The 23,654-nt window shown below is 41.5% G+C and carries 24 protein-coding genes; 20 read left to right on the plus strand and 4 right to left on the minus strand.

The genetic code is table 11. From position 1 onward, the window contains the following. The first annotated feature begins 63 nt into the window (after window positions 1-63). From miaB to MKY93_RS06550, 10 genes are all read left to right on the plus strand, one after another. Window positions 64-1,611, plus strand: a complete 1,548-nt coding sequence (gene miaB, locus MKY93_RS06505) for a tRNA (N6-isopentenyl adenosine(37)-C2)-methylthiotransferase MiaB (RefSeq protein WP_009497302.1) — start codon at window positions 64-66, stop codon at window positions 1,609-1,611. Then, window positions 1,611-2,045, plus strand: a complete 435-nt coding sequence (locus tag MKY93_RS06510) for a RicAFT regulatory complex protein RicA family protein (protein ID WP_009497300.1) — start codon at window positions 1,611-1,613, stop codon at window positions 2,043-2,045. Before miaB ends, MKY93_RS06510 begins: the two co-directional genes overlap by 1 nt. A gap of 120 nt (window positions 2,046-2,165) precedes the next feature. Further along, window positions 2,166-2,723, plus strand: coding sequence for an outer spore coat protein CotE (cotE, locus tag MKY93_RS06515; protein WP_009497298.1), 558 nt, complete (start codon window positions 2,166-2,168; stop codon window positions 2,721-2,723). 143 nt (window positions 2,724-2,866) lie between these two features. After that, a complete protein-coding gene (mutS, locus tag MKY93_RS06520; RefSeq protein ID WP_340758575.1) occupies window positions 2,867-5,434 on the plus strand; it encodes a DNA mismatch repair protein MutS in 2,568 nt (855 codons plus the stop codon). A gap of 5 nt (window positions 5,435-5,439) precedes the next feature. Continuing rightward, complete coding sequence (gene mutL, locus MKY93_RS06525; protein ID WP_340758576.1) at window positions 5,440-7,269, plus strand: DNA mismatch repair endonuclease MutL; 1,830 nt, start codon at window positions 5,440-5,442, stop codon at window positions 7,267-7,269. 22 nt (window positions 7,270-7,291) lie between these two features. Further along, on the plus strand, window positions 7,292-8,947 hold the full coding sequence (locus MKY93_RS06530) for a glycerol-3-phosphate dehydrogenase/oxidase (RefSeq protein ID WP_340758577.1): 1,656 nt from the start codon (window positions 7,292-7,294) through the stop codon (window positions 8,945-8,947). Beyond that, entirely contained in the window at window positions 8,929-9,849 is a 921-nt protein-coding gene (locus MKY93_RS06535) for an alpha/beta hydrolase (RefSeq protein ID WP_009497290.1), read from the plus strand. The genes MKY93_RS06530 and MKY93_RS06535 overlap by 19 nt, the downstream gene beginning before the upstream one ends. Further along, window positions 9,842-10,774 (plus strand): tRNA (adenosine(37)-N6)-dimethylallyltransferase MiaA, encoded by a 933-nt coding sequence (gene miaA / locus MKY93_RS06540; protein WP_009497288.1) that lies wholly within the window; start codon window positions 9,842-9,844, stop codon window positions 10,772-10,774. Before MKY93_RS06535 ends, miaA begins: the two co-directional genes overlap by 8 nt. A gap of 40 nt (window positions 10,775-10,814) precedes the next feature. Next, window positions 10,815-11,039 (plus strand): RNA chaperone Hfq, encoded by a 225-nt coding sequence (gene hfq / locus MKY93_RS06545; protein ID WP_009497286.1) that lies wholly within the window; start codon window positions 10,815-10,817, stop codon window positions 11,037-11,039. Between the two features lie 95 nt (window positions 11,040-11,134). Further along, a complete protein-coding gene (locus MKY93_RS06550) occupies window positions 11,135-12,394 on the plus strand; it encodes a methionine gamma-lyase family protein (RefSeq protein WP_009497284.1) in 1,260 nt (419 codons plus the stop codon). Between the two features lie 47 nt (window positions 12,395-12,441). Here MKY93_RS06550 and lexA read toward each other — a convergent pair whose 3' ends face one another. Next, on the minus strand, window positions 12,442-13,062 hold the full coding sequence (gene lexA / locus MKY93_RS06555) for a transcriptional repressor LexA (RefSeq protein WP_040758222.1): 621 nt from the start codon (window positions 13,060-13,062) through the stop codon (window positions 12,442-12,444). A 197-nt stretch (window positions 13,063-13,259) separates the two neighbouring features. On the opposite strand from lexA, the gene yneA reads away from it, so the two are divergent. From yneA to MKY93_RS06585, 6 genes are all read left to right on the plus strand, one after another. Further along, complete coding sequence (yneA, locus tag MKY93_RS06560; protein WP_009497280.1) at window positions 13,260-13,577, plus strand: cell division suppressor protein YneA; 318 nt, start codon at window positions 13,260-13,262, stop codon at window positions 13,575-13,577. Continuing rightward, the gene (locus MKY93_RS06565; protein ID WP_340758578.1) at window positions 13,570-14,223 is read left to right on the plus strand and encodes a YneB family resolvase-like protein; all 654 of its coding nucleotides are present in this window, start codon (window positions 13,570-13,572) and stop codon (window positions 14,221-14,223) included. The genes yneA and MKY93_RS06565 overlap by 8 nt, the downstream gene beginning before the upstream one ends. Window positions 14,224-14,289: 66 nt before the next feature. Further along, window positions 14,290-14,526, plus strand: coding sequence for a DUF896 domain-containing protein (locus tag MKY93_RS06570; protein ID WP_009497277.1), 237 nt, complete (start codon window positions 14,290-14,292; stop codon window positions 14,524-14,526). A 106-nt stretch (window positions 14,527-14,632) separates the two neighbouring features. Further along, on the plus strand, window positions 14,633-16,639 hold the full coding sequence (gene tkt / locus MKY93_RS06575) for a transketolase (protein WP_340758580.1): 2,007 nt from the start codon (window positions 14,633-14,635) through the stop codon (window positions 16,637-16,639). 169 nt (window positions 16,640-16,808) lie between these two features. Then, complete coding sequence (gene sirA, locus MKY93_RS06580; RefSeq protein ID WP_009497273.1) at window positions 16,809-17,249, plus strand: sporulation inhibitor of replication protein SirA; 441 nt, start codon at window positions 16,809-16,811, stop codon at window positions 17,247-17,249. Between the two features lie 111 nt (window positions 17,250-17,360). Continuing rightward, complete coding sequence (locus MKY93_RS06585) at window positions 17,361-17,597, plus strand: YneF family protein (protein WP_009497271.1); 237 nt, start codon at window positions 17,361-17,363, stop codon at window positions 17,595-17,597. Window positions 17,598-17,758: 161 nt separating this feature from the next. Here MKY93_RS06585 and MKY93_RS06590 read toward each other — a convergent pair whose 3' ends face one another. Together MKY93_RS06590 and MKY93_RS06595 are read right to left on the minus strand one after the other, a co-directional pair. Continuing rightward, window positions 17,759-18,682, minus strand: coding sequence for an alpha/beta hydrolase (locus tag MKY93_RS06590; protein WP_040758220.1), 924 nt, complete (start codon window positions 18,680-18,682; stop codon window positions 17,759-17,761). Between the two features lie 5 nt (window positions 18,683-18,687). After that, complete coding sequence (locus tag MKY93_RS06595; RefSeq protein ID WP_340758582.1) at window positions 18,688-19,602, minus strand: hydroxymethylglutaryl-CoA lyase; 915 nt, start codon at window positions 19,600-19,602, stop codon at window positions 18,688-18,690. 126 nt (window positions 19,603-19,728) lie between these two features. Between MKY93_RS06595 and MKY93_RS06600 the strand changes: the two genes are divergently transcribed. From MKY93_RS06600 to MKY93_RS06610, 3 genes are all read left to right on the plus strand, one after another. Further along, window positions 19,729-19,986: a YqkE family protein gene (locus tag MKY93_RS06600; protein ID WP_078817719.1), complete on the plus strand. Its 258-nt coding sequence runs from the start codon at window positions 19,729-19,731 to the stop codon at window positions 19,984-19,986. A 103-nt stretch (window positions 19,987-20,089) separates the two neighbouring features. Beyond that, window positions 20,090-20,515: a hypothetical protein gene (locus MKY93_RS06605; RefSeq protein WP_340758583.1), complete on the plus strand. Its 426-nt coding sequence runs from the start codon at window positions 20,090-20,092 to the stop codon at window positions 20,513-20,515. 61 nt (window positions 20,516-20,576) lie between these two features. After that, window positions 20,577-21,428 carry an STAS domain-containing protein gene (locus MKY93_RS06610; protein WP_078817717.1) on the plus strand — a complete coding sequence of 284 codons (852 nt, stop codon included), beginning with the start codon at window positions 20,577-20,579 and terminating at the stop codon, window positions 21,426-21,428. Window positions 21,429-21,471: 43 nt separating this feature from the next. Here the strand turns inward: MKY93_RS06610 and serC are convergent, their stop codons facing one another. After that, complete coding sequence (serC, locus tag MKY93_RS06615) at window positions 21,472-22,569, minus strand: 3-phosphoserine/phosphohydroxythreonine transaminase (protein ID WP_445683481.1); 1,098 nt, start codon at window positions 22,567-22,569, stop codon at window positions 21,472-21,474. Between the two features lie 213 nt (window positions 22,570-22,782). On the opposite strand from serC, the gene ypfJ reads away from it, so the two are divergent. Beyond that, window positions 22,783-23,625, plus strand: a complete 843-nt coding sequence (gene ypfJ, locus MKY93_RS06620) for a KPN_02809 family neutral zinc metallopeptidase (protein ID WP_340758584.1) — start codon at window positions 22,783-22,785, stop codon at window positions 23,623-23,625. The last annotated feature ends 29 nt before the right edge of the window (window positions 23,626-23,654 follow it).

Below are 23,654 nucleotides of genomic sequence, written 5' to 3' on the forward strand. Positions count from 1 at the left end.
TCAGTATAATAACATCATGTATGCTTATTTCCCGATAAGTAATAGAAAGGGGCTACTGCAATAATGAATGAAGAACAGCGCTTGCAAGCTGGACTCGCAACAGAAGACGCGCCATCAGGCAAAACAACTGAAAAAGACTATAGTAAATATTTTGAGTCTGTGTATAGTGCACCTTCTCTGAAGGATGCAAAAAAACGCGGGAAAGAAGAAGTGGAATATCACGATAATTTTCAAATAGAGCAACGTTTTAAAGGTATGGGTCAAGGACGTAAATTTTATATCCGTACGTACGGCTGTCAAATGAATGAACACGATACAGAAGTAATGGCCGGTATTTTCATGGCGCTCGGCTACGAGGCAACTGATACCGTAAAAGACGCAGATGTGATCTTGCTTAACACGTGCGCTATCCGAGAAAATGCAGAAAATAAAGTGTTTGGTGAGTTGGGACATCTAAAACCATTGAAACTGGAACGCCCCGATTTATTGATTGGCGTCTGTGGTTGTATGTCACAAGAAGAATCAGTAGTGAACAAGATTCTTAAGACTTACGACCAAGTAGACATGATCTTTGGTACGCACAATATCCACCGCCTGCCGCATATCTTGCACGAAGCGTATATGTCAAAAGAGATGGTCATTGAAGTGTGGTCAAAAGAAGGCGATGTCATTGAGAACTTGCCGAAAGTACGTCATGGCAAAATCAAGGCGTGGGTCAATATTATGTACGGCTGTGACAAGTTTTGCACATACTGTATCGTGCCTTATACCCGTGGGAAAGAACGTAGCCGCAGACCGGAGGATATCATTCAAGAAGTCAGACAGCTAGCAGCGGAAGGCTATAAAGAAATCACATTACTCGGTCAAAATGTCAACGCGTATGGTAAAGATTTTGATGACATTACGTATCGTCTAGGCGATTTGATGGATGATCTTCGAAAAATCGATATCCCGAGAATCCGCTTTACGACGAGTCACCCGCGAGACTTTGATGATCATTTGATAGAAGTGCTTGCAAAAGGCGGCAACTTGGTTGATCACATTCATTTGCCTGTACAATCAGGGTCTAGTGACATGCTGAAAATTATGGCTCGGAAATACACACGAGAAAGTTATTTAGAGCTCGTCAATAAAATCAGAACAGCTATCCCGACAGCTTCACTGACAACGGATATTATCGTAGGATTTCCAAATGAAACAGATGAGCAATTTGAGGAAACCATGTCGCTTTATCGCGAGGTAGGTTTTGACATGGCCTTTACGTATATTTATTCTGCACGTGAAGGGACGCCGGCTGCGAAAATGCAGGATAACGTACCGATGGAAGTGAAGAAAGAAAGACTGCAGCGCTTAAATAAGCTTGTGAACGACATGTCTGCAGAAGCAATGAAGCCTTATAAAGGACAAGTTGTGAAAGTGCTTGTGGAAGGCGAAAGTAAAAAGAATCCTGATGTGCTTGCAGGTTACACTGAGAAAAGCAAATTGGTGAATTTCAGAGCTCCAAGATCTGTGATTGGCGAGATTGTTGAAGTTCGAATCAAAGAAGCGAAAACATGGTCACTCGATGGTGAATTCATCGGAGTAGTTAAAGAAGAAAAGGTGATGTCATAATGGAAAAACTATATACAAAAGACGAAATCATTGCTAAAGCACGAGACTTGGCACATATGCTTGCGAACACGGAAGAAGTGGAATTTTATAAACGTGCAGAAGCACAAATTAACGAAAACCAAAAAGTGCGTGAAAAAATAGCAAGCCTGAAATCGCTTCAGACACAAGCTGTGAATTTCCAGCACTATGAAAAAGAACGTGCACTAAAGAATATTGAAAAGAAAATCGAACAAGTACAAGGGGAGATCGATGAAATTCCATTGGTTCAGGAATTCAAACAATCTCAAGTTGAAGTGAACGATTTGCTTCAGCTCGTTTCAAATACGATCGCTAACAGCGTAACAGATGAGATTATCGAATCTACAGGCGGCGATGTATTACGCGGCGAAACAGGTTCATACGTTGAAAATACAGCACGCAAATCACTTTCCTAATAAAAAATGTCGGCTAAGGAGAAATTCCTTGCCGATTTTTTTCACTTTCTGGGCTGCTGTTGCATAGGATGGATAGAAGCCTAAGAAGGAGGAAGAAAACTGAAAAACTTACGACAAATTGTGACGAAAGCTGTTATTGCCAAAGGGAAGCATCGATCGGATTCTACTGTAACGTTAAAGCCGCCAAATCGCCCTTCCAGCATTTTGGGTTGCTGGGTGATCAACCACACGCATCAAGCGAAGAAGGTTGGAAACCATGTAGAAGTGACAGGGAGCTTCGATGTAAATGTATGGTACTCTCATCACGATCATTCCAAAACGTCGGTCTTTACTGAGTCCATACCATACAAAGATAAAATTGCTCTGCATTATCGAGATGAGCCTACGTCAAGCAAAGAAGAGACGATCGTAACGGTATTGCAACACCCGAATTGCACGGAAGCGAGTATTTCGGAATGTGGCCAGAATTTCTCCATCTCAATTGAAAGGGAATTGCTTGTTGAAATGGTAGGAGAAACGAAAGTATCCGTGACGATTCATCCTCATCCATATGAAGAAGAGTGGCCGATAGCTGAAGCAGAATCATCTTCTGTTGTGATGGAAGATAAAAAGGCCAATGAACCGCATGCTAAAGAGCCGTCACCTCATCCAGTCAGAAGAAAAGATTCACCCTTTTAAAAGCCGGTTTTTCACCGGCTTTTTAATTTTGACCTTATCATGGAAAGAATGAATTTCTTAGAGAGGTGGCTCCTTTTGATTCGTTAACTCCGGATAGGTTTGTTATAATGAAAAGAAAATGAGCGAATAAATGAGGGTTTTACATGTCACAACATACACCGATGATTAAGCAATATTTACAAATTAAAGAACAATACACCGATGCTTTTTTATTTTTCCGATTAGGTGACTTCTATGAAATGTTTTTTGAAGATGCAGTGAATGCATCTTCCATTTTAGAGATCACATTGACGAGCAGGGACTCAGGGGCTAAGGACCGGATTCCGATGTGCGGTATACCTTATCATTCCGCTACCGGCTATATTGAAACACTTATCCAAAATGGCCACAAAGTTGCGATTTGCGAACAGATGGAAGATCCAAGATCAGTCAAAGGCATCGTAAAGCGTGAAGTGGTAAAAGTGATCACACCTGGTACGCTGACAGAAGGCAAAACAATTGATACGGAAGCGAACCATTTTATTGGCGCGATCGACAGCTTAGGAGATCAACGGTTTGCACTCGCTTATCTAGACGTCGGAACAGGCGAAGGGAAAGTAGAATTAATCGAGGGAACTGAGCGCTCGCTGCTAGCGGAAATCGAATCTCTCGGAATGAAGGAAATTGTCGTAGATCAAACACTGCATTTAACTCTCCATGAAATGTTTGAGAATCGTGAAATTATGCTGTCTATTGAAGATGCAGAGCAAAATGCCTCTATTGCAAAAGACACGTATGGACACCTTCCCAATGAACTACAAGAAGCTTGCAATAAGCTACAGTCGTATTTGATGCGCATGCAAAAAATGGTGTTCGGCCATATCCGTCCTTTTGTTTATATTGAAAAGGACGCGAAACTGTCAATTGACGCGAACTCCATGCGGAATCTAGAACTCGTCCAGACGATTCGTTCAGGCAAGAAGGAAGGTACATTATTTTGGGTATTGGATGAAACGGTCACCGCAATGGGTGCAAGAAAACTGAGAATGTGGATCCATCAGCCATTGGCACAGCGTAAAGCAATTGAAGAGCGATTGGAAACTGTCAGTAATTTAGTCGATGAGTTTTTCCTGCGTGAAGAACTAGTAGAGGAATTGAAAAATGTCTATGACTTAGAACGGCTTGCCGGTAGAATCTCAATGGGCAGTGCAACTGCACGAGACTTAGCACAACTGCGAAATTCATTGACACATATTCCTAAATTGCAAAAAATATTAAGTGAATCCAAGCGGCCGATGCTTCAGCAAATTGCGGATAAAATGGACCCATGCGAAGATACGTATCAATTACTAGCGGATGCAATTGCCGAAAATCCACCTTTAACGAGTAAAGAAGGCGGTCTGATCAAAGATGGTTACAACGAAAAATTAGATCAACTGCGTGATGCGTCTCGTAACGGCAAAAGTTGGCTGGCGCAACTTGAGCAAAAAGAACGCCAAGCAACTGGGATTAAAACATTGAAAATCGGGTATAACCGAATATTTGGATACTACATCGAGATAACGAAATCCAATGTTCATTTAGCGGATTTAACACGATATGAACGAAAACAAACATTGGCAAATGCGGAGCGATACATAACGACGGAATTGAAAGAGAAAGAAGAGTTAATATTGAATGCAGAAGCTGATGGTCAAATACTTGAAACGAACTTATTTTTGGCGATCCGCGAACAAGTGAAAGAGGAAGTACAGCGTATCCAGAAACTCGCGTCTGTTGTAAGTGAACTGGATGTGTTGCTGGCATTCGCTGTGGTATCGGAAAGAAATCGTTATATACGTCCAGAATTTCATGACGGACGAGCGCTGGATATCCAAAACGGCAGACACCCTGTCGTTGAAAAGATGATGAATCACTCGCTTTATATACCGAACTCTTGTGAATTAGCCGACTATAGCAATATGTTACTGATCACAGGACCGAATATGTCGGGGAAAAGCACCTTTATGAGGCAAGTTGCCTTAACTGTCGTAATGGCACAAATCGGTTGTTTCGTACCATGCGAAAAAGCAGTGCTGCCGATTACAGACCAAATATTCACACGGATCGGTGCGGCAGATGATGTCGCGTCTGGCCAAAGTACGTTCATGATGGAAATGATGGAGTCACAATATGCGCTCGCTCATGCAACATCCCGAAGTTTATTGCTGTTTGATGAAATTGGCCGTGGTACTTCTACGTATGATGGAATGGCTCTTGCGCAGGCAATGATGGAGCATATACATGAGCAGGTCGGAGCGAATACATTATTCTCTACGCATTATCATGAATTGACGAAGCTCGAAGATGTACTCGCACGCTTATTAAACGTGCATGTCGCCGCAAAAGAACAAAACGGCAAAGTAGTATTCCTACATAAAGTATTGCCTGGCGCTGCGGATCGAAGCTATGGAATACATGTGGCAGAACTCGCAGGATTGCCGGCCGAATTGGTAGAGCGGGCGAAAAAACTATTGCAGCGATTTGAGGAAGAAAGTGCTGCCAATGAATCCACCAGCGTGTCTGAGCAATTGGCGCTATTTGATACTTCAATTGAGTCAGCGACGTCCTTAGAACAACAAAAACTTCTGGATGAAATCAAAGTTGCAGATGTACTGAATATGACACCACTCCAAGCGATGCAGAAAATTGCGGAATGGAAAGAACGTGTATCCGCAGAAATGAAAGGTTGAGGCGAATGAATCACATTCATATTATGGAAGATACACTTGCCAATAAAATTGCAGCAGGAGAAGTCGTCGAGCGGCCTGCTTCCATCGTCAAAGAATTAGTGGAAAATGCGATCGATGCACAAAGCACCCAAATTGAAGTGACTCTTGAAGAAGCGGGACTGACATCCATACGTGTAACAGATAACGGCAAAGGCATGTCTGAAGAAGATGCGATTCGCTGTTTTGAACGACATGCTACGAGCAAGATTTCCAATGAACATGATTTGTTTCGTATCCGTACACTAGGATTTCGTGGGGAAGCGCTGGCAAGTATCGCTGCTGTATCTAAAGTTTCATTATGGACATCCGATGGTGAGGACCAAGGAACCGTCGTAGAAATCGAAGGCGGTAAAGTATTGAAGCATGAACCGGGAGCTTTACGTAAAGGTACTGATTTCACGATCCAACAATTGTTTTTCAATACACCGGCTCGCTTAAAATATATGAAGACGATTCAGACAGAACTTGGCCACACGATTGATTTGCTGAATCGGCTTGCTTTAAGTCATCCGGATATCGCCTTTACATTAACGCATGATCAACATCAAATTTTGCGGACTTCAGGTTCAGGTAATTTATTGAGAGTTCTGTCTGATATTTACGGAGTATCGGTTGCCCGCAAGATGATTCCTTTTGAAAAAGAAGACGCAGATTTCAAGGTTAATGGTTTCATAACATTACCTGAACTGAACAGAGCATCGAAGAATTATGTTTCACTTCTGATGAATGGACGGTGGATAAAGAGTTACCCCGGTACTCAAGCTGTGATCGATGCGTTGCATACGTATTTGCCGATAGGCCGCTTTCCAATTGCGGTTGTAAATATCATGGCGGATCCAATCCTAACCGATGTCAACGTCCATCCAGCTAAGCGCCATATTCGAATCAGTAAGGAGAGTGAATTGTTTACTTTAATAAAAGAGGCAATCAGAGAGGCGATCCAAAAAGCTTCGATTATTCCGGATGCAATTAAAAAAGAGAAACTAACGAAAACAGATTCTGAGCAACAAACGATTTGGTCGCCTTCGTTCCGTCGCCAAGAAGCTCCCGCTCGTCAACAACAAGTTCAAGAGCCTGTCGTCCCTGCAAAACCTGTTCAAAATCCTTTTTCAGAAATAACCGAACCTGAATTTCCAGAGGCTATTTTCGAACAACATGACGAGCCGCCAACAGAAGAGCCAATTCACAATGAAACAGAGACGGAAACCAGTTTGTTTCCTTCCATCGTACCGATCGGACAAGTACATGGTACATATATTGTTGCTCAAAACGAGGATGGCTTTTATATGATTGACCAGCATGCTGCGCAAGAACGTATTAAGTATGAGTATTTCAAAAAGAAATTAGGTCAAGTGAGTGCGGATGAACGACAACAGCTTTTATTGCCGCTTGTTTTCCATTATTCTGCGGATGAGCAGGTGAAAATTGAAGAATGTAAAGAAGCACTTGAACGAGTAGGGGTTTTTTTAGAAGCATTTGGACCCGCTACGTACACAGTCAAAGAATATCCGGCGTGGTTCCCTGACGGCCAAGCAACTGCGATTATTGAGGAAATGATCGAGCAAGTGCTACATAGCCGTAAGGTAGATGTAGAAAAACTAAGAGAAGAGAGTGCCATCCTAATGAGTTGTAAACGTTCCATTAAAGCGAATTATTATTTAACTCAAGCCGATATGGAACGGTTACTCGATGACTTAGGAAAGTGTCACAATCCATATACATGTCCGCACGGCCGTCCTGTATTGATTCATTTTACGACGTATGAATTGGAAAAAATGTTTAAACGAGTGATGTAGCAAATCAGAGAGGAGCAATCAGATGTTTTCAACTATTGAAAGAGCAGACAGTATTGAGGATTTAAAAAGATTTTCATTTGATCTGTTAATAGTAGGTGGCGGAATAACAGGTGCAGGGATTGCGCTTGATGCAGCGACTAGGGGATTTTCAGTTGCTCTCATTGATATGCAAGATTTCGCGGCGGGAACATCCAGCCGTTCGACGAAATTAATTCATGGCGGTTTGCGTTACTTAAAACAGTTGGATGTCAAAATAGTCGCGGAAACTGGGAGGGAACGTGAAATCGTCTATCGGAATTCACGGAACATCACGAAGCCGAGACCGATGCTGTTGCCGATTTATAAAGATGGGACATTTGGAAAATACTCTACCTCAGCCGGGCTGTTGGCATATGATCTTTTGGCTGGTGTAAAACATGCGGAACGCCGTGAAATGTTGAATAAAGAAGAGACGCTGGAGCTGGAACCGCTGCTTAAGAAAGAGCGGTTACAAGGTGGCGGGCACTATGTGGAATACCAGACAGACGATGCGCGTCTGACAATCGAAGTTTTGAAAAAGGCTGCGGAATATGGAGCGCTTTGTGTTAATTATACAAAGTGCGAGCAGTTTAATTTTGAAAAAGATGATGTTGTCGGTGCGGTGCTGAAAGATCAAATATCGGGTGAAAAATTTTCGGTTGCTGCGTCTATGGTCATCAATGCAACCGGTCCGTGGGTGGACGATCTGCAGCAAAAAATCAACAGCAAACCGAAAAAACAGCTTCATATCTCAAAAGGTGTCCATATTGTAGTAGACCAATCTGTATTTCCTTTACAGCAAGCGATCTATTTTGATCATTCGGATGGTCGAATGCTTTTCGCGATTCCAAGGGGAAATAAAACGTATGTCGGTACGACGGATACATTTTATTCAGCGAACAAACAGCATCCAACAGCTACAGAAGAAGATATTCAATACATCATTGGAGCAGTTAATGAAGTCTTTCCTAGCGTGCAATTAACGCGTAGGGCTGTCGAGTCAACTTGGGCAGGATTACGTCCATTAATTGCGCAAGAAGGAAAGGATGCTTCAGAAATTTCAAGACGCGATGAAATATGGGAAATGGTTCCGGGGTTACTGACAATTGCTGGAGGGAAGCTGACGGGATACCGTCAAATGGCAGAAGTCGTCGTCGATAGGGTTTCTGAAAAACTGAAGCATCCTAATATTCTACCGTGTCAAACGAAAAAAATTGCCGTCTCAGGAAGTGATTTTGTGGACGATCAATCACTGCAACACTATATCGATGAGCAATCGGTGAGAGCACCACACTACGGTTTAACTGTACAGCAAGGTGCTCGGATTGCTTCATTTTATGGGAGAAATAGCGATAAAGTATTTCAGTTTGCCCACTCTATTTCTGCGGAAACGAATAGCTTGCCAATTAGTTTACGGGCAGAAATTCTATATGGCATTCATTATGAAATGGTCACATCACCAAGTGACTTCTTTATTCGCCGAAAAGGCGATTTGTATTTCCAAATCGATGTCGTGGAGACTTTTGCGGAGCAAGTAACCGACTATATGGCAAATTTGCTGCATTACACGGATAATGAGAAAACGGTATATGTAAATGATCTGATGAATGCAATTGCGGAAGCGAAAGGAAGTGGCGCTAATTGGAAGAGTATTGGATAGAGGCGAGAGACGGGACAAAACTGTATAGTAGCTTCCATAAGTCTGCTGAATCCGGAAAAGCACGTGTACATCTTATACATGGAATTGCAGAGCACAGCGGACGATATGGAGAGTTCATTAATTATTTAGTAGAACAGGGCTATGTTGTGGTGATACATGATCAAAGAGGGCACGGCAAAACAGCTGGAGGAAATAAGCTGCCATACGGTGATCTTGGCGATCAAGTCTCTTTTGATCATTTAATTGATGATGTGTTTGAAGTCATCCAGTTTTATCAGCACGAATATCCCGACCTTCCAGTAGTTCTTTTTGGACATAGTATGGGGTCATTTGTAGCCAGACGTTTTATTCAGTTGTATGGAAATGTAGTGGATAAAGTGATCTTATCCGGAACTGGAAGTAATTCGAAAATCATCAGTTACGCCGGAAAACTGCTGGCTGAGTGGAGAGAAGATCATTTGCCGAATAAACAACCGGATGAATTCTTGAATCAATTGGTTTTCGGCAACTTTTCGAAACCATTCGCTGAAGACGGTTCATCATTTGCTTGGTTATCAAGGGATCGTGAAACAGTCAGAGGATATGAACAGGATGAGGCTTGTGGTTTTGTTCCCACTTCACAATTGTTTCGCGTTTTATTGGAAGGTTTGAATACAATTGAAGATCAAGAATCCGTACGAAATATCCCGAAGGAGCTGCCGATTTTATTGGTATCCGGTACAGACGATCCAGTAGGTGATCGAGCGAAAGGTGTTTGGAAAGTGGCAAAGCAGTTCAACGAGGCGGGGCTGCAATACGTGACTGTTCAGCTATATGAAGGCGGACGCCACGAAATGCTTCAGGAAACGAATCGCCTTGAAGTATTCCAGAATATAATTGGATGGATGAAACACTATGAATGAATCAATTGACGTAATTGCAGTGGTAGGCCCGACCGCATCCGGTAAAACTGCATTGAGTACAGCTCTTGCGCTTGCTCTTAATGGAGAAATCATCAATGGCGATGCGATGCAAGTCTATAAAGAATTAAATATCGGAACCGCAAAGATCCACCCTTCTGAAATGAGAGGAGTACCACATCATTTTTTTGATGTGAAAGAACCGACAGAAAGTTTTTCCGTAGCGGAATACCAAGAAGCCGTTAGAGAGTGGATTGCGGATATCCAGTCACGAGGAAAATTGCCAATTATCGTAGGTGGCAGCGGAATGTATATACAAGCAGTCTTATTTGATTATCGTTTCACGGAGCAGGCAGCCGATCCAGTAATTCGTCAAAGGTTGGAAGAGGAATTGGAATCGTCCGGGTCAGATGATTTATATGCCAGGCTGCGAATGTTGGATCCGAAAAGTGCAGAAAGTATCCATCCGAATAATCATCGACGATTAATTCGTGCGCTTGAAATAGTGGAGGTCACTGGCCGAACAAAGCAAGAGCACGAACAGCAACAGGGAAATCAGCCAATGTACCGTGAGTTGCTGATCGGGTTGGATTTACCTCGAGAACAGTTATACGAACGGATTGACCGACGCGTTGACTTGATGGTGGAGGCGGGATTGTTTGCGGAAGTCCATGCTTTATGGGAGCGCGGAATCAGGGATACACAAGCGGTTCAGGCGATCGGTTATAAAGAGTTGATCGCGCATTTTAATGGACAGCTAACGAAGGAACAGGCGATTGAAGCCGTCAAAAAAAACACTCGGAACTATGCTAAAAGGCAATTGACATACTTCCGCAATAAATTACCTATCCAATGGGTCGAAGCGAATCAATCGAATGATGAAATTTTCAGAAGAACCTCTAAAATAATAGAGGATTTTCAGAAGTGAGTATGGAATAACTAGATAACAGAGACAGGGAGGCAATTGAATGGCACAAGGAAATATGCAAGATACGTTTTTGAATGCATTACGCAAGAACAACACATTCGTTACAATTTTTTTGTTAAACGGTTTTCAACTGAAAGGCCTTATTAAATCCTATGATAATTATACGGTCTTACTTGAATCGGAAGGCAAGCAGCAGCTCATTTACAAACATGCAATTTCAACATTTGCTCCTGCGAAACCCGTAATTTTAAAAGATGAACAATAAACAGGCGCTTGCCTGTTTTTTTGTGGTCTTTAGTAGGTCAACTGCAGTCCTTCTGTTAAACTAGATGATGAACAAATTGAAAAGAGGTACTACAAATGCAAATAGCACCAATTAATGATGAATTACTCATGAAATCTCAAGAAGCAGAGCAGTTGATTGCACCGTATGTAAAGGAAGTAGAAGACATTGCGTTCTACAATCAACGAAAGGTTCTTCAGGCTTTCAAGCAAAACCGTGTCAGTGATTTTCATTTATCTGGATCAACGGGCTATGGGTATGACGATAGCGGCCGTGACGTACTGGAACAGGTATACTCAGATGTCTTCGGCGCTGAAGACTGTCTGGTCAGGAATCAAATCATCTCTGGGACCCATGCGATCACGATCAGTTTATTCGGGATTCTGCGTCCGGGCGATGAGTTAATTTATATTACGGGTAAGCCTTATGACACGTTGGATTCCATCGTGTCAGGAAACGGAAAAGATACTGGATCACTGGAAGATTATCAAATTTCCTATCAGCATATTGACTTGCTGGAAGGCGGTGCTGTTGACTATGTCAAGGCTAAACAAGCAATTTCATCAAAAACCAAAGTGGTTGCGATTCAGCGCTCAAAAGGCTATTCGAGCAATCCATCCTTCCGTATACATGAAATAGAAGAAATCATCAAGGAAATCCGCAAAATAAAAGAAGACGTCGTGATATTTGTAGACAACTGCTACGGTGAATTCGTCGAGAAACAGGAACCGACTGAAGTAGGGGCGGATCTGATGGCGGGTTCACTAATAAAAAATCCAGGCGGCGGACTAGCTAGAACGGGCGGCTATATTGCAGGCAGGAAAGAACTCGTTGAAAAATGTGCATATCGCATGACATCACCGGGACTAGGGGCAGAAGCAGGGGCTTCATTGGATACGCTGTTGGAAATGTATCAAGGTTTCTTTTTAGCGCCGCACGTAGTCAGCCAGGCCGTTAAAGGAGCTTTGTTTACAGCTGCATTTTTCGAGCAGTTTGGAATGGATACTACACCGCATTATAGTGAACGGAGAACTGATCTCATTCAATCTGTCAACTTCTCATCAGCAGAACAAATGATCAAGTTTTGTCAGATGATCCAGGATAACTCACCGATCAACGCGCACTATGCTCCTGAACCATCTTATATGCCCGGCTATTCGGATGATGTCATCATGGCTGCAGGCACATTTATACAAGGCTCCAGTATTGAGCTGACAGCTGACGGTCCGATTCGACCTCCTTACACCGCTTACATTCAAGGCGGTTTAACGTATGAGCATGTAAAAACAGCTGTACTCACTTCCATGGAACAATTATTAGAGCGAAAATTAATCTAAAGAAAAAAGTGTATCAAGAACCTATAGGGGTTCTTGATACACTTTTTTTAATGGATCATTCGGTAAACACCGACGACTTTACCAAGTATGGACACATGATTCACGATAATAGGATCCATGGAAGAATTTTCAGGCTGTAAGCGGAAGTAATCTTTCTCTTTAAAAAAACGTTTTACAGTAGCTTCATCTTCCTCTGTCATCGCCACCACGATTTCTCCATTGGAAGCTGTATGTGTTTGTCTGACGATGACACGGTCGCCATTCAAAATACCTGCCTCGATCATACTGTCACCGACGATTTCCAACATGAAGATCTCATCATCTGAAGAACCGAACGTATCTGGTAATGGAAAATATTCTTCAATATTTTCTACAGTTGTAATCGGAGTCCCTGCTGTAACTTTACCGATCAAAGGAACATGCATGACGCCGCTCTTTAATTCGTCTAGTCCTTCCGGGTCTAAGACTTCTATTGCACGCGGCTTAGTAGGGTCCCGGCGAATAAACCCCTTGTTTTCCAATCGAGATAAGTGACCATGTACAGTGGAGCTAGATGCCAGTCCTACTGCTTCCCCGATTTCACGCACGGATGGCGGATATCCTTTTAGCCGTACTTCATCTTTAATAAAAGCTAATATTTCTTCTTGTCTTTTAGATATTTTCTTCAATCTATTCACCTCTTCAAATTGTTTACTAATAAATAGAGATACAGCTCAAGTATTTTGAATATAGTATAACATGTGTTCGATTAGTAATCAAACAAAGGTTCGAATTCTGCTTGACAGCCAATCGTACGTTCTCTTATAATAGAGAACAAGCATTCCGAACATGCATTCTAAAAAGTAGACTACTAGGGGGATTTATCATGAAATTTCTTAAAGAAAATTATTACTTTATCGTACTATTAATCGTTTTTCTTAGTGTTGCAGCTTATCAATTGGACAAACTGTCTGAAGAAGATAATTATCTAGAAATTGTCATCAATGACGGGGACACATTATGGGGGCTGGCAACCAACTATTCAGATGGAACACCTGCGCACCATTGGATTGAACAAGTTAAATCATTAAATGAATTGCAGACTGATCAAATTAATTCGGGTGAATTATTACGCCTTCCTGTTAAAATGAACCCACAAGCTGAACATCGTGTGGCTGAGATGGGGGAGGAAGCGGATGAATAAAAAAAAGTGTGTAATTTATTGTCGGGTCAGTACCGAAAAGGAGAGTCAAGAACAATCTATTGTCAGACAGCAGGAAGAGCTGGAAATATTGGCGGCAGAAATGTTTTATGAATGTGTAGGTATATTCACTGATCGCCAGAGCGGTTATGATATGGACCGTGAAGGTCTGTTGAATTTATTGGATCGTATACAAGCAGAACCAATCGATGCTGTCTTTATTCAAGATGAGACAAGATTAGGAAGAGGCAATGCGAGGGTGGCCATCCTGCATGTCATTGCTAAATCGAACACAGCTGTTATTTCAAACCATACAAATGGAGCACTGGAGTTAAATGAAATGGATACGATGCTGCTGGAGATTTTAGCGATTGTAGAAGAATACCAACGGAAACTCCATAATGCCAAAATACGAAGAGGAATGAAAAGAGCGGTTCTAAGAGGTTACGACCCTTCCCGTAACTTGCATAATATCGACCGGGGCCCAGGAAGAGAACGACTCGAATTGCCTATTGAAGAAATTGTCGCGTTGCGCAACAAAGGAATGACATTCGATGAGATTTCGAGAGTATTGAACGGACTTGGCCATTCGGTTAGCAAAGCAACTGTCCATAGAAGATATAAAGAGTTTCAAGAGCAGGAACACTAATCGTTTGCACTTTTCCTTCAGGTTGTTTACATTTTAGTAAATGAAGAAATTTTGGAGGGTGTAAAGATGTTATCTGAAAAAAAGATTAAGCGTATTAATGAGTTGGCAAATAAATCCAAGACTACAGGGTTATCTATTGAAGAGGCAAAAGAACAAACTCAATTGCGTAAAGAATACTTGGAAACTTTCCGTTCAAGCATGCGTGAAACAATTGAATCTGTAAAAGTGATCGACGCAGAAGGAAATGATGTAACTCCTGAAAAGGTCAAGGAAGCAAGAGAGAACCAAAAGCCGTTAAATTAAGTCTCAACTGCTGATTAATATTGTAATTCATTAAGTAATTGACTACACTATAGAAGGAATACTTATAAAAATAATCAGAAGAGACAGGACGGAAAGGATGTACAGAATGACCGGAAAAATCGATCAACTGGCAATAACAACAATCCGAACATTATCAATCGATGCGATTGAAAAAGCAAATTCAGGTCACCCGGGATTACCGATGGGTGCGGCTCCAATGGCTTATACCTTATGGACAAAGTTTTTACACCATAATCCAACAAATCCGCAATGGTTTAACCGAGATCGCTTTGTGCTATCTGCTGGTCACGGCTCTATGCTGTTGTATAGTTTACTGCATTTAAGTGGCTATGGCTTAACGATTAATGACATTAAGAATTTCAGACAATGGGATTCTAAAACACCTGGACATCCAGAATACGGCCATACAGTAGGTGTGGAAGCGACTACTGGTCCATTAGGTCAAGGTATCGGAATGGCTGTGGGAATGGCTATGGCGGAAAAACATCTAGCCGCAACTTACAATAAACCTGGTTTTGATATTGTTGACCATTACACATATGCGCTTTGCGGAGATGGTGATTTAATGGAAGGCGTTGCTGCCGAAGCGATCTCATTAGCTGGTCACTTACAATTAGACAAGCTGATTGTACTTTATGATAGCAATGATATTTCTCTTGACGGCGATTTAGGTATGTCCTTCTCTGAAAATATTAAGAAACGCTTTGAATCCTACGGTTGGAATTACTTGCGTGTGGATGATGGCAATGACACCGATTCACTATCTGAAGCCATTAAAGAAGCTAAAGGAAAAACGGGCGGTCCTACAATTATCGAAGTGAAAACGGTCATCGGCTATGGTTCACCGAATAAATCTGGTAAAGCAGATGCGCACGGTGCACCGCTTGGCGAAGATGAATTAGCATTAACAAAAGAGTACTATAAATGGACATTTGATCAAGACTTCCATGTTCCGGAAGAAGTATATGACCGTTTCAAAGAAGCGTCCGAAGAACTGGGTGTTAAACAAGAACAACAATGGAATGAATTGTTTGATCAATATGAGAACGAACATAAGGAATTGGCAACACAGTTGAAAAAAGCAATTGCCAATGAACTTCCCGCTGACTTGAAAGAAAGCTTGCCTATCTATGAGGCAGGAGCTTCCGTAGCTACTCGTTCAGCTTCAGGAGAATCCATTAATGCGCTGGCTTCAACTTTACCATCTTTATTTGGCGGAAGTGCGGACCTTGCAGGATCAAATAAAACATCTATCAAAAATGCAGGAGACTTCTCTTCTGAGAACTATGAAGGTCGCAATATTTGGTTTGGTGTTCGGGAATTTGCAATGGGAACTGCATTGAACGGTATGGCTTTACACGGCGGAGTTTCTGTTTTTGGTGGTACGTTCTTCGTATTTAGTGACTATGTAAGACCGGCAATTCGACTGTCTGCGTTAATGGGCTTGCCTGTAACGTACGTTTTCACACATGATAGTGTGGCGGTAGGCGAAGACGGTCCTACACATGAACCAGTCGAGCAGTTGGCTTCATTACGCGCTATGCCAGGGTTATCAATCATTCGTCCTGCTGATGGTAATGAAACGTCTGCAGCTTGGTATGCAGCCGTCTCTTCAAAAGACACACCAACGGTTCTAGTACTATCTAGACAAAACCTGAAAGTGTTGCCAAAATCTAAAGAACTGGCTATGGACTCTGTACAAAAAGGTGCATACATCGTATCGCCAGCTTCTAAAGAACAAGCGGACGGTATTTTGATTGCGAGCGGTTCCGAAGTCAGCCTCGCGGCAGAAGCACAGCAAGTGCTGAAAGAACAAAACATTGACGTCAGCGTAGTCTCCATGCCGTCTTGGGATCTGTTTGAGAAACAAGATCAGGCTTATAAAGATTCCGTGCTTCCAAAGCAAGTGAAGAAAAGATTGGCTATCGAAATGGGAGCTTCCCTTGGATGGCATAAGTATACAGGCGACGAAGGCTCCGTTTTGGCAATCGATACATTCGGCGCAAGTGCACCTGGTGATCTAGTTATTGAAAAATATGGCTTTACTGTTGACAATGTTGTGAAGCGAATGAAAGAATTGCTAGATCAATAAGTAAAGCACTCCACACATCTCTTAGTTATCTGACTGAGAGATGTGTTTTTTGTTTTATATCGCCAAATTCAATTCGTAACTTTCCGACAATAATAGTGAGGAAGTTTTCCGCAATGTGACATGATTTTGAAGGGACAAGCTCTATCATAGGTTCTAGGAGGTGTTCGCTATGAGGAAATATGAAATTTTTAAGATTAAGGCAGAATATCAATCCTTCATAATGGGACGTGAACGCTTATTGTTTGATTTGTTAGCCATGGGTCCTTCGACGAACTATCAAGAGATTGAATATTTATGTGACCGGCTAAATGAAATGGAACTGGATCAATTGATCCAACGTAAATTGGGAAAAAGTTTCGATGAATTGGACTCCTATCATAATGAATATCGATTGACACATCTAATTAAAGGCGAAGTTTTCATTAAAATGGGCACTCACTGCATACAGGTTTACTGTCAAGGCTCCAGGATGTTAGATTTAGATTTATTTGTTGCGCTTTCTAGTTCGACGGATCGATTTTTCGCGGTAATGAATGAGCAAGAGGAATGTGGATGGCTGAAGCCGGTTAAATATTCAGAGCGTATGCTCTTAGAAGATGTCGTAATGTAAAAATTTCCGCATAATTTATGAAGAGTCATTGCTATTCACTGCTGCTATGTTGTATAATCCTTCTTGGTAGTATGTAATCGAACTATTTTTAGTGAAGGAGGTATAGCAGCAATGAATTTAGTACTAGCGATTGTCTTAATCGTCGTCGCATTGATAGGCGGGGTAGCACTCGGCTTTTTCATCGCTCGTAAATATATGATGAATTATTTGAAGGAAAATCCACCGATCAATGAACAAATGCTACGTATGATGATGATGCAAATGGGACAAAAACCTTCACAAAAGAAAATTAATCAAATGATGGCTCAAATGAACAAAGTACAAGACAAGCCTGATAAAAAAAAATAAGCAAAAACTCCGTTGCTGGCTCTATGGCCCTCTTATACGGAGTTTTTTTATTTTTATTCAGCAGAAGACCACCTCAAAAGGTTGCGAGCTGAATGTAGTTTTATATTCTGCTCAGTGGATGTTCAAACGACCGCTGAACGAAGAGAAAGATTCAAGTTCGGTCAAGAAAGTCGGAAACGATTCAGGAATGTCTGGACAACACGCAAGTATTCTTCAGGATTGTCATTATAAGATTTCGCATGTGCACCTTTCTCAAATAGTTTCATCATTTTATCGCCCTTTTTTAACGCATACAGTTCTTCCGTCATATGAGGGAGGATAAATTTATCTTCTAAACTGTGTATAAATAACACGGGTTTATCGATATACTTCATGACTTCTCGTGGCGATACTGCAGCCGATGTGTAACCGTCGCGTATTTTTAAGAATAGGTTGGCAATACGCAAACTCATCGCTGTTTTAAGAGGTAATTCCGTTCGAATGATATGCAATAGCTGTTCAGAGAAATCTGAGAAAGGGCAATCGGAGATATAGAAATCTGCCTCATCCTCATAAGTCCCAGCGTATAAAAGAGTCGTTGCCGCACCCATGGATTCACCATGGATGCCGACCAATGCACGCTTGCCTACGCGCTTTCGTACAGCAGCTACTACTTCCTTTAAATCAATTTTTTCATAAAAGCCAAAGCTAGTCGTCTTGCCTCCAGAATCGCCATGCCGTCGATGATCAAAAATCACCGAATTAAAACCGAGACGCTCAAAAAGTCGAGCGTATTTTATGGAATTTACTTTGTTTTCAGTGACGCCGTGGCAAATTACGACAGTTCTCGTTGTGTCCAAAGGGCGTAAGAAGACTGCCCGTAAATTGTAGCCATTCGGCGAAGGGATCCAAATATCATCTTTCCGAACGGTTTCGTACCATTGTCGGTCAAAACGTTTTGCCAGCGTTTCCCGCTGCAAAATGAATTCGGAATCTTTTATTTTGAGATACATCATCCGGTTGGTTACCAAGATGCCAAAAACAGTAAAGATGGCCGTGAAAATGCTTGAGACAATACCTGTAATGTACATGACTCTCCGTTTCAACAAAATTACTCCTTTCTTTCTAACTGTTCCCTTTTATATAATTGATACATAGCCGTTTCAATTGGCCGTGAAAGATAGGGAGCTACTTCATCTACAGCTAAGCAAATTCCAGTCAAATCTATTCCTGTTTCGATGTGTAAAGACTGCAGCAAATATAAAACATCCTCAGTCGCTACATTACCTGTAGCTCCAGGAGAAAATGGACAGCCACCCAGCCCGCCCGCAGACGTATCAAAGCGGTCAACGCCTGCTTGTAGAGAAGCATAAATATTCGCGATACCCATTTTTCGCGTATCGTGAAAATGAGCAGTGATCAGTACTTCAGGGAACTGCGTTTTCAGATTACTGAATAATGAATGACTAGCCAACGGGTTCGCCATCCCATCTGTATCGGCCACACTCAATTCATCGACACCCATTTCAACAAATTGTCTACATAGCGCGACTGTTTGTTCAGGTCGTATGAAGCCCTCATACGGACAGTGAAACGCAGTCGAGATGCAGGCCCTGACATAATGCCCATCTTGCTTTACTTGCTGAATTAAAGGTCGTAGCGCAGTCACACTCTCGCTAGTGGAGCAATTAATATTCTTCTGATTGAATGTATCACTGACACCAACAAAGACAGCCAAACTTTCAGCACCGGCATTGATTGCAGCGTGAATACCTTTTTTATTGGGAGTCAGAACGAGCTGCCGGCCATTCTTACTTACTCGCTGTACTATTTCTTGTGCATCCTTCATCTGCGGTACCCATTTGGGAGACACAAATGAGGTGAGTTCCAATTCCTTTATCCCAGCTTCATGAAGCGCCTGGATAAAGGTTAATTTCACTTCTGTCGGGATATTGTTTTTTTCATTTTGTAAACCATCTCGCGGTCCAACCTCGATTAGTGTAACGTTTTTTGGTAAACTAAACATAAACATCCCTCCCTTATCTTATTGTACGTAATAAAGAAGATATAGGGCAATCCATAAACCTTAGTAATTTTACAGCTGCGTAATAGCAAGTGCAAATTACATAAAAAAGAGAAAGCAGGGTTAACTATGGCTAAAAAAAGAAATAACGTTCAACCGAAACAGCAAAAAGCGGATACAGAAGCAGTAGGCACATCCCTTTCCGACTTAGTGAGTGAAGACATGCTGGCGAAATTAAAAAGTGCCAAGCAAGAACTTACAGCAGCGGAGCAAACGAAAAAAGAGCAAGATAAAGAAAAGAGAATTCAAGAACGCAAAGAGCGTGAAAAGAATAAAAGCTTTGAAGAGCTACTTGAAGAATATGGTGACCAAGGAACTAAGTATTGAAAAGTAATATAAACTTGAGCAGTCTGCTGTATAATTAGTGTACAGGCACTGTATAAATTATTTAGTGGGTTGATCTATAATCTTCTGTTTGAGGAGGCGTACTGTGAAATTCTTACACATTGTTTATGCTGATAAAAGCGAAATGAGGGGCCGCCGAACTTTAGGGAAAAGTCTTGGAGAAGTTCATCGAGCTCCAATTGAACACCCGATTGTAGACTGGATCAGGAAGAATTTAATCCCTGTCGCAGAGCAAGGGCAGATTCATTATTTTGATCTTCCGAAAGAAAAAGTCGAACTTCTTAACAATTTATTGAATGAAGCTCATGCTGAGAAATCAAAAGATACACCGCGGCCTTGGAAGTATCTACCTATTCCTGATGATGAACATTATCCTTTTATGATCGCGCAATATGAAAAAGAGTACGGAACTATTTACTATGAGTCTTTATATAAATATGTCACTGCACTTGGAGTGATTTTGAATATTTTTGACTTTGAAAAAAACCGCTTACTCGTATTTATTCAATGAACAAATTCTTCTAAAAAGGAGAAGTTAAAAGTATAACGAGAACAGCAGTGGAGGATATAGAATGAAAGAGATTGATGTTAAGCTGTATGAATACTTATTGTCTGAATTTCCAAATATAACTGAGTCGTGGCTTGCGATGAGAAAAGTGGAGGAAGGCTCCGTTTATTCTTTAAGCGCCAGTCAGTCAATGGAAGAGACGCTTCGGGAACAAAACAGATTAACCAATTTGACGGTTACCAGCAGTCTGTTGGATGACAAAGAGATATTTCTGAAAAATAAAAAACAGTGGGCAGCAGTAGTTGCACCGAGCAGGGTCAATAGTAAAACGCCAATTGAAGATGTATTAGATGCATTAAGCAAAGTACGCCTAACTTATTGGGGTGTAATTAAAGAATTTTACGTCGCTAATGAGGAAAGCATAACAATTGAAGATTATGTACGTTGGAGCGAGACAATTAACAGTGCGTTTGATCAGATTTATGTTGATTTTGCTGAGACATATAATAAATTTGTTAACAGTAGATTTGATATGCAGCAAAGTTTGATTAATGAATTGAGTTCTCCTGTGATTAAATTGACGGATCAGATTGGAGTCGTTCCATTGATTGGAGATATGGATGAACTGCGTGCTCAAATCATGTTAGAAAGCATACCAGAAAAATGTATGGAAACCAATATCCTTCATTTATTTATTGATTTATCAGGAGTATCAGTTATCGATACATTGGTTGCGCAACAGATTTATCAAATTACACAAGTGTTGGCTTTGCTTGGTACGAAGTCTACTATTACTGGAATTCGTCCAGAAATTGCGCAAGCATCGACAGAACTAGGTCTTGATTTTAGTAATGTCGAGACCTTCAGTTCTCTGCAACAAGCATTTTCAAAGGAATTCAGTGTAGTCCTCAATTAGAAAACCAGGTCACTCTTATATTAGAGTGCCTGGTTTTTTAGTATTATTGATTTTTCGCTTGAAAGTTTAACATGAATTGCTGTAATGCTTGGCAAGCTGCGAACGGCACTGCATTGTATGCAGAAGCACGGCATCCGCCTACGGAGCGGTGTCCATTCAGCCCAACGAAACCTGCCTCTCTTGCTTCCTGTAAAAATTGTTTTTCAAGCTGTTCATCAGCCAAACGGAATGTAATATTCATAAGTGAACGGCTGTCTTTTTCAGCATGTCCTGTATAAAATCCATTACTTTCATCGATGACGTCGTAGATTAGCTTAGCTTTCGCTTCATTATTTTTAGCGATTTGCTCAAGGCCGCCTTGCTGCTCCATCCAGCCTAAAACTTCACCTAACATATATATACCGAATGAAGGCGGAGTATTGTATAGTGAATTGTTTGAAGAATGCGTGCTGTATTTTAGGATAGCAGGAATTTCTACATTCGCATTTTCCAATAAATCTTTACGGATAATTGCAACTGTTACGCCGGAAGGACCGAGATTCTTTTGCGCCCCTGCATAGATCATGCCGAATTTGCTGACGTCTATAGGTCTTGAGAGAATATCACTCGACATATCCGCAATCAATGGAACATCTCCAGTGTCAGGAAACTCTTGGAATTGTGTACCGAAGATCGTGTTGTTGGATGTGATATGAACATATGCATCCTTGTCATCAAACTGGATGTCCGCAAGGGATGGTACTCTATTGTAGTTTGTTTCTTTAGTGGAAGCAGCTTCAAACACATCGCCGATTGTTTTACCTTCTTTTAATGCTTTGTCAGACCAAGCTCCTGACATAATGTAGCCGGCTTTTTTTCCGGAAGTAAGAAAGTTCATTGGAATCATAGCAAATTGAAGACTTGCTCCGCCTTGCAGCAAAAGAACTTCATAATTCTCAGGTATAGCGAAAAGTGATCTCAAGCGTTGGATTGCTTGATTATGTACTTCTTCATAAGCCGCGCTGCGGTGACTCATTTCCATAATGGACATTCCGGAATTTTTAAAATCCACTAGCTCTTTTTGTGCTTTCTCCAACACTTCACGTGGAAGAGCTGATGGACCCGCGTTGAAATTATATACAGACTTCTGACTAATCAACAAAATCACTCCTTCATAAATGTAAGACACTATTATAAAGTATATATGAAAAAATGAACATGTGAAATAGATAACAGTCAATTATCAATAATTTCATCATAATCTGGTGCAGCCGCCTTGTTTGTCTCCTTACCAATTTGGGTATGTTGAAATAAAGTGCAAGTACATGCTCATTAAGCCTTCCACTAAACTGGAAGAACGAGTGGAGGAGATGTCATGAAGACAGATGGACGCAGGAAAAGTTCCAATGTGGAGGATCGAAGAGGTAGAAGCGGTGGCGGCGCGATTGCATTAGGCGGTGGTGGCCTAGGTATCGTGGGAATCATCTTATTTTTATTGCTGGGTGGAAACCCGACTGATTTACTGGATAATGCATCCGTGTCTGAACCCGAGCAACCGTATGTTGAGACGGAACAAGATAAAGAATTGGCGGATTTTGTATCGGTCGTATTAGCCGATACGGAGGATATTTGGACAGAGCTATTCCAGCAACAAGACCTTCAATATGAAAATCCTACGCTTGTCCTCTTTACCGGTCAAGTACAGACTGCATGCGGCTTTGGAAGTGCTGCGGCAGGTCCGTTCTATTGTCCAGGAGATCGTAAATTATATATTGATTTAGAGTTTTACGATGAATTGCAGAGTTCTTTCAAAGCTCCGGGAGATTTTGCGATGGCTTATGTTATAGCGCACGAAGTCGGTCATCATGTACAAACTTTACTTGGAATATCGGATCAAGTTATGCCTTTACGTCAAAAAATGAGTGAAACAGAATTCAATAAATACTTAGTAAGATTTGAATTACAAGCCGATTATTTTGCTGGCGTATGGGCGCATCATGCACAAGGTCTTGGCTACTTGGAGCAAGGAGATTTACAGGAAGCGATTACAGCAGCTGGTGCGGTTGGAGACGACACGATCCAAAAACGTGCGAGAGGCTATGTAGTACCGGAAAGCTTTACGCACGGAACTGCAAAGCAGCGGATCTATTGGTTTGAACACGGATTTGAACTTGGCACCATCAAAGGCGGAGACACGTTTAGTGAAACGGAAAGATAAAATAGCGCATCTCATTCAGAATTCATGAA

This window comes from Sporosarcina sp. FSL W7-1283 (assembly GCF_038003105.1).
GTDB lineage: Bacteria > Bacillota > Bacilli > Bacillales_A > Planococcaceae > Sporosarcina > Sporosarcina newyorkensis.

Excerpts from the sequence above, each read along its gene's own strand:
- miaB (WP_009497302.1), top strand. The coding sequence starts at position 64 with ATGAATGAAGAACAGCGCTTGCAAGCTGGACTCGCAACAGAAGACGCG.
- MKY93_RS06510 (WP_009497300.1), top strand. The coding sequence starts at position 1,611 with ATGGAAAAACTATATACAAAAGACGAAATCATTGCTAAAGCACGAGAC.
- mutS (WP_340758575.1), top strand. The coding sequence starts at position 2,867 with ATGTCACAACATACACCGATGATTAAGCAATATTTACAAATTAAAGAA.
- mutL (WP_340758576.1), top strand. The coding sequence starts at position 5,440 with ATGAATCACATTCATATTATGGAAGATACACTTGCCAATAAAATTGCA.
- MKY93_RS06530 (WP_340758577.1), top strand. The coding sequence starts at position 7,292 with ATGTTTTCAACTATTGAAAGAGCAGACAGTATTGAGGATTTAAAAAGA.
- miaA (WP_009497288.1), top strand. The coding sequence starts at position 9,842 with ATGAATGAATCAATTGACGTAATTGCAGTGGTAGGCCCGACCGCATCC.
- hfq (WP_009497286.1), top strand. The coding sequence starts at position 10,815 with ATGGCACAAGGAAATATGCAAGATACGTTTTTGAATGCATTACGCAAG.
- MKY93_RS06550 (WP_009497284.1), top strand. The coding sequence starts at position 11,135 with ATGCAAATAGCACCAATTAATGATGAATTACTCATGAAATCTCAAGAA.
- yneA (WP_009497280.1), top strand. The coding sequence starts at position 13,260 with ATGAAATTTCTTAAAGAAAATTATTACTTTATCGTACTATTAATCGTT.
- MKY93_RS06565 (WP_340758578.1), top strand. The coding sequence starts at position 13,570 with ATGAATAAAAAAAAGTGTGTAATTTATTGTCGGGTCAGTACCGAAAAG.
- MKY93_RS06570 (WP_009497277.1), top strand. The coding sequence starts at position 14,290 with ATGTTATCTGAAAAAAAGATTAAGCGTATTAATGAGTTGGCAAATAAA.
- tkt (WP_340758580.1), top strand. The coding sequence starts at position 14,633 with ATGACCGGAAAAATCGATCAACTGGCAATAACAACAATCCGAACATTA.
- sirA (WP_009497273.1), top strand. The coding sequence starts at position 16,809 with ATGAGGAAATATGAAATTTTTAAGATTAAGGCAGAATATCAATCCTTC.
- MKY93_RS06585 (WP_009497271.1), top strand. The coding sequence starts at position 17,361 with ATGAATTTAGTACTAGCGATTGTCTTAATCGTCGTCGCATTGATAGGC.
- MKY93_RS06595 (WP_340758582.1), bottom strand. The coding sequence starts at position 19,602 with ATGTTTAGTTTACCAAAAAACGTTACACTAATCGAGGTTGGACCGCGA.
- MKY93_RS06600 (WP_078817719.1), top strand. The coding sequence starts at position 19,729 with ATGGCTAAAAAAAGAAATAACGTTCAACCGAAACAGCAAAAAGCGGAT.
- MKY93_RS06610 (WP_078817717.1), top strand. The coding sequence starts at position 20,577 with ATGAAAGAGATTGATGTTAAGCTGTATGAATACTTATTGTCTGAATTT.
- ypfJ (WP_340758584.1), top strand. The coding sequence starts at position 22,783 with ATGAAGACAGATGGACGCAGGAAAAGTTCCAATGTGGAGGATCGAAGA.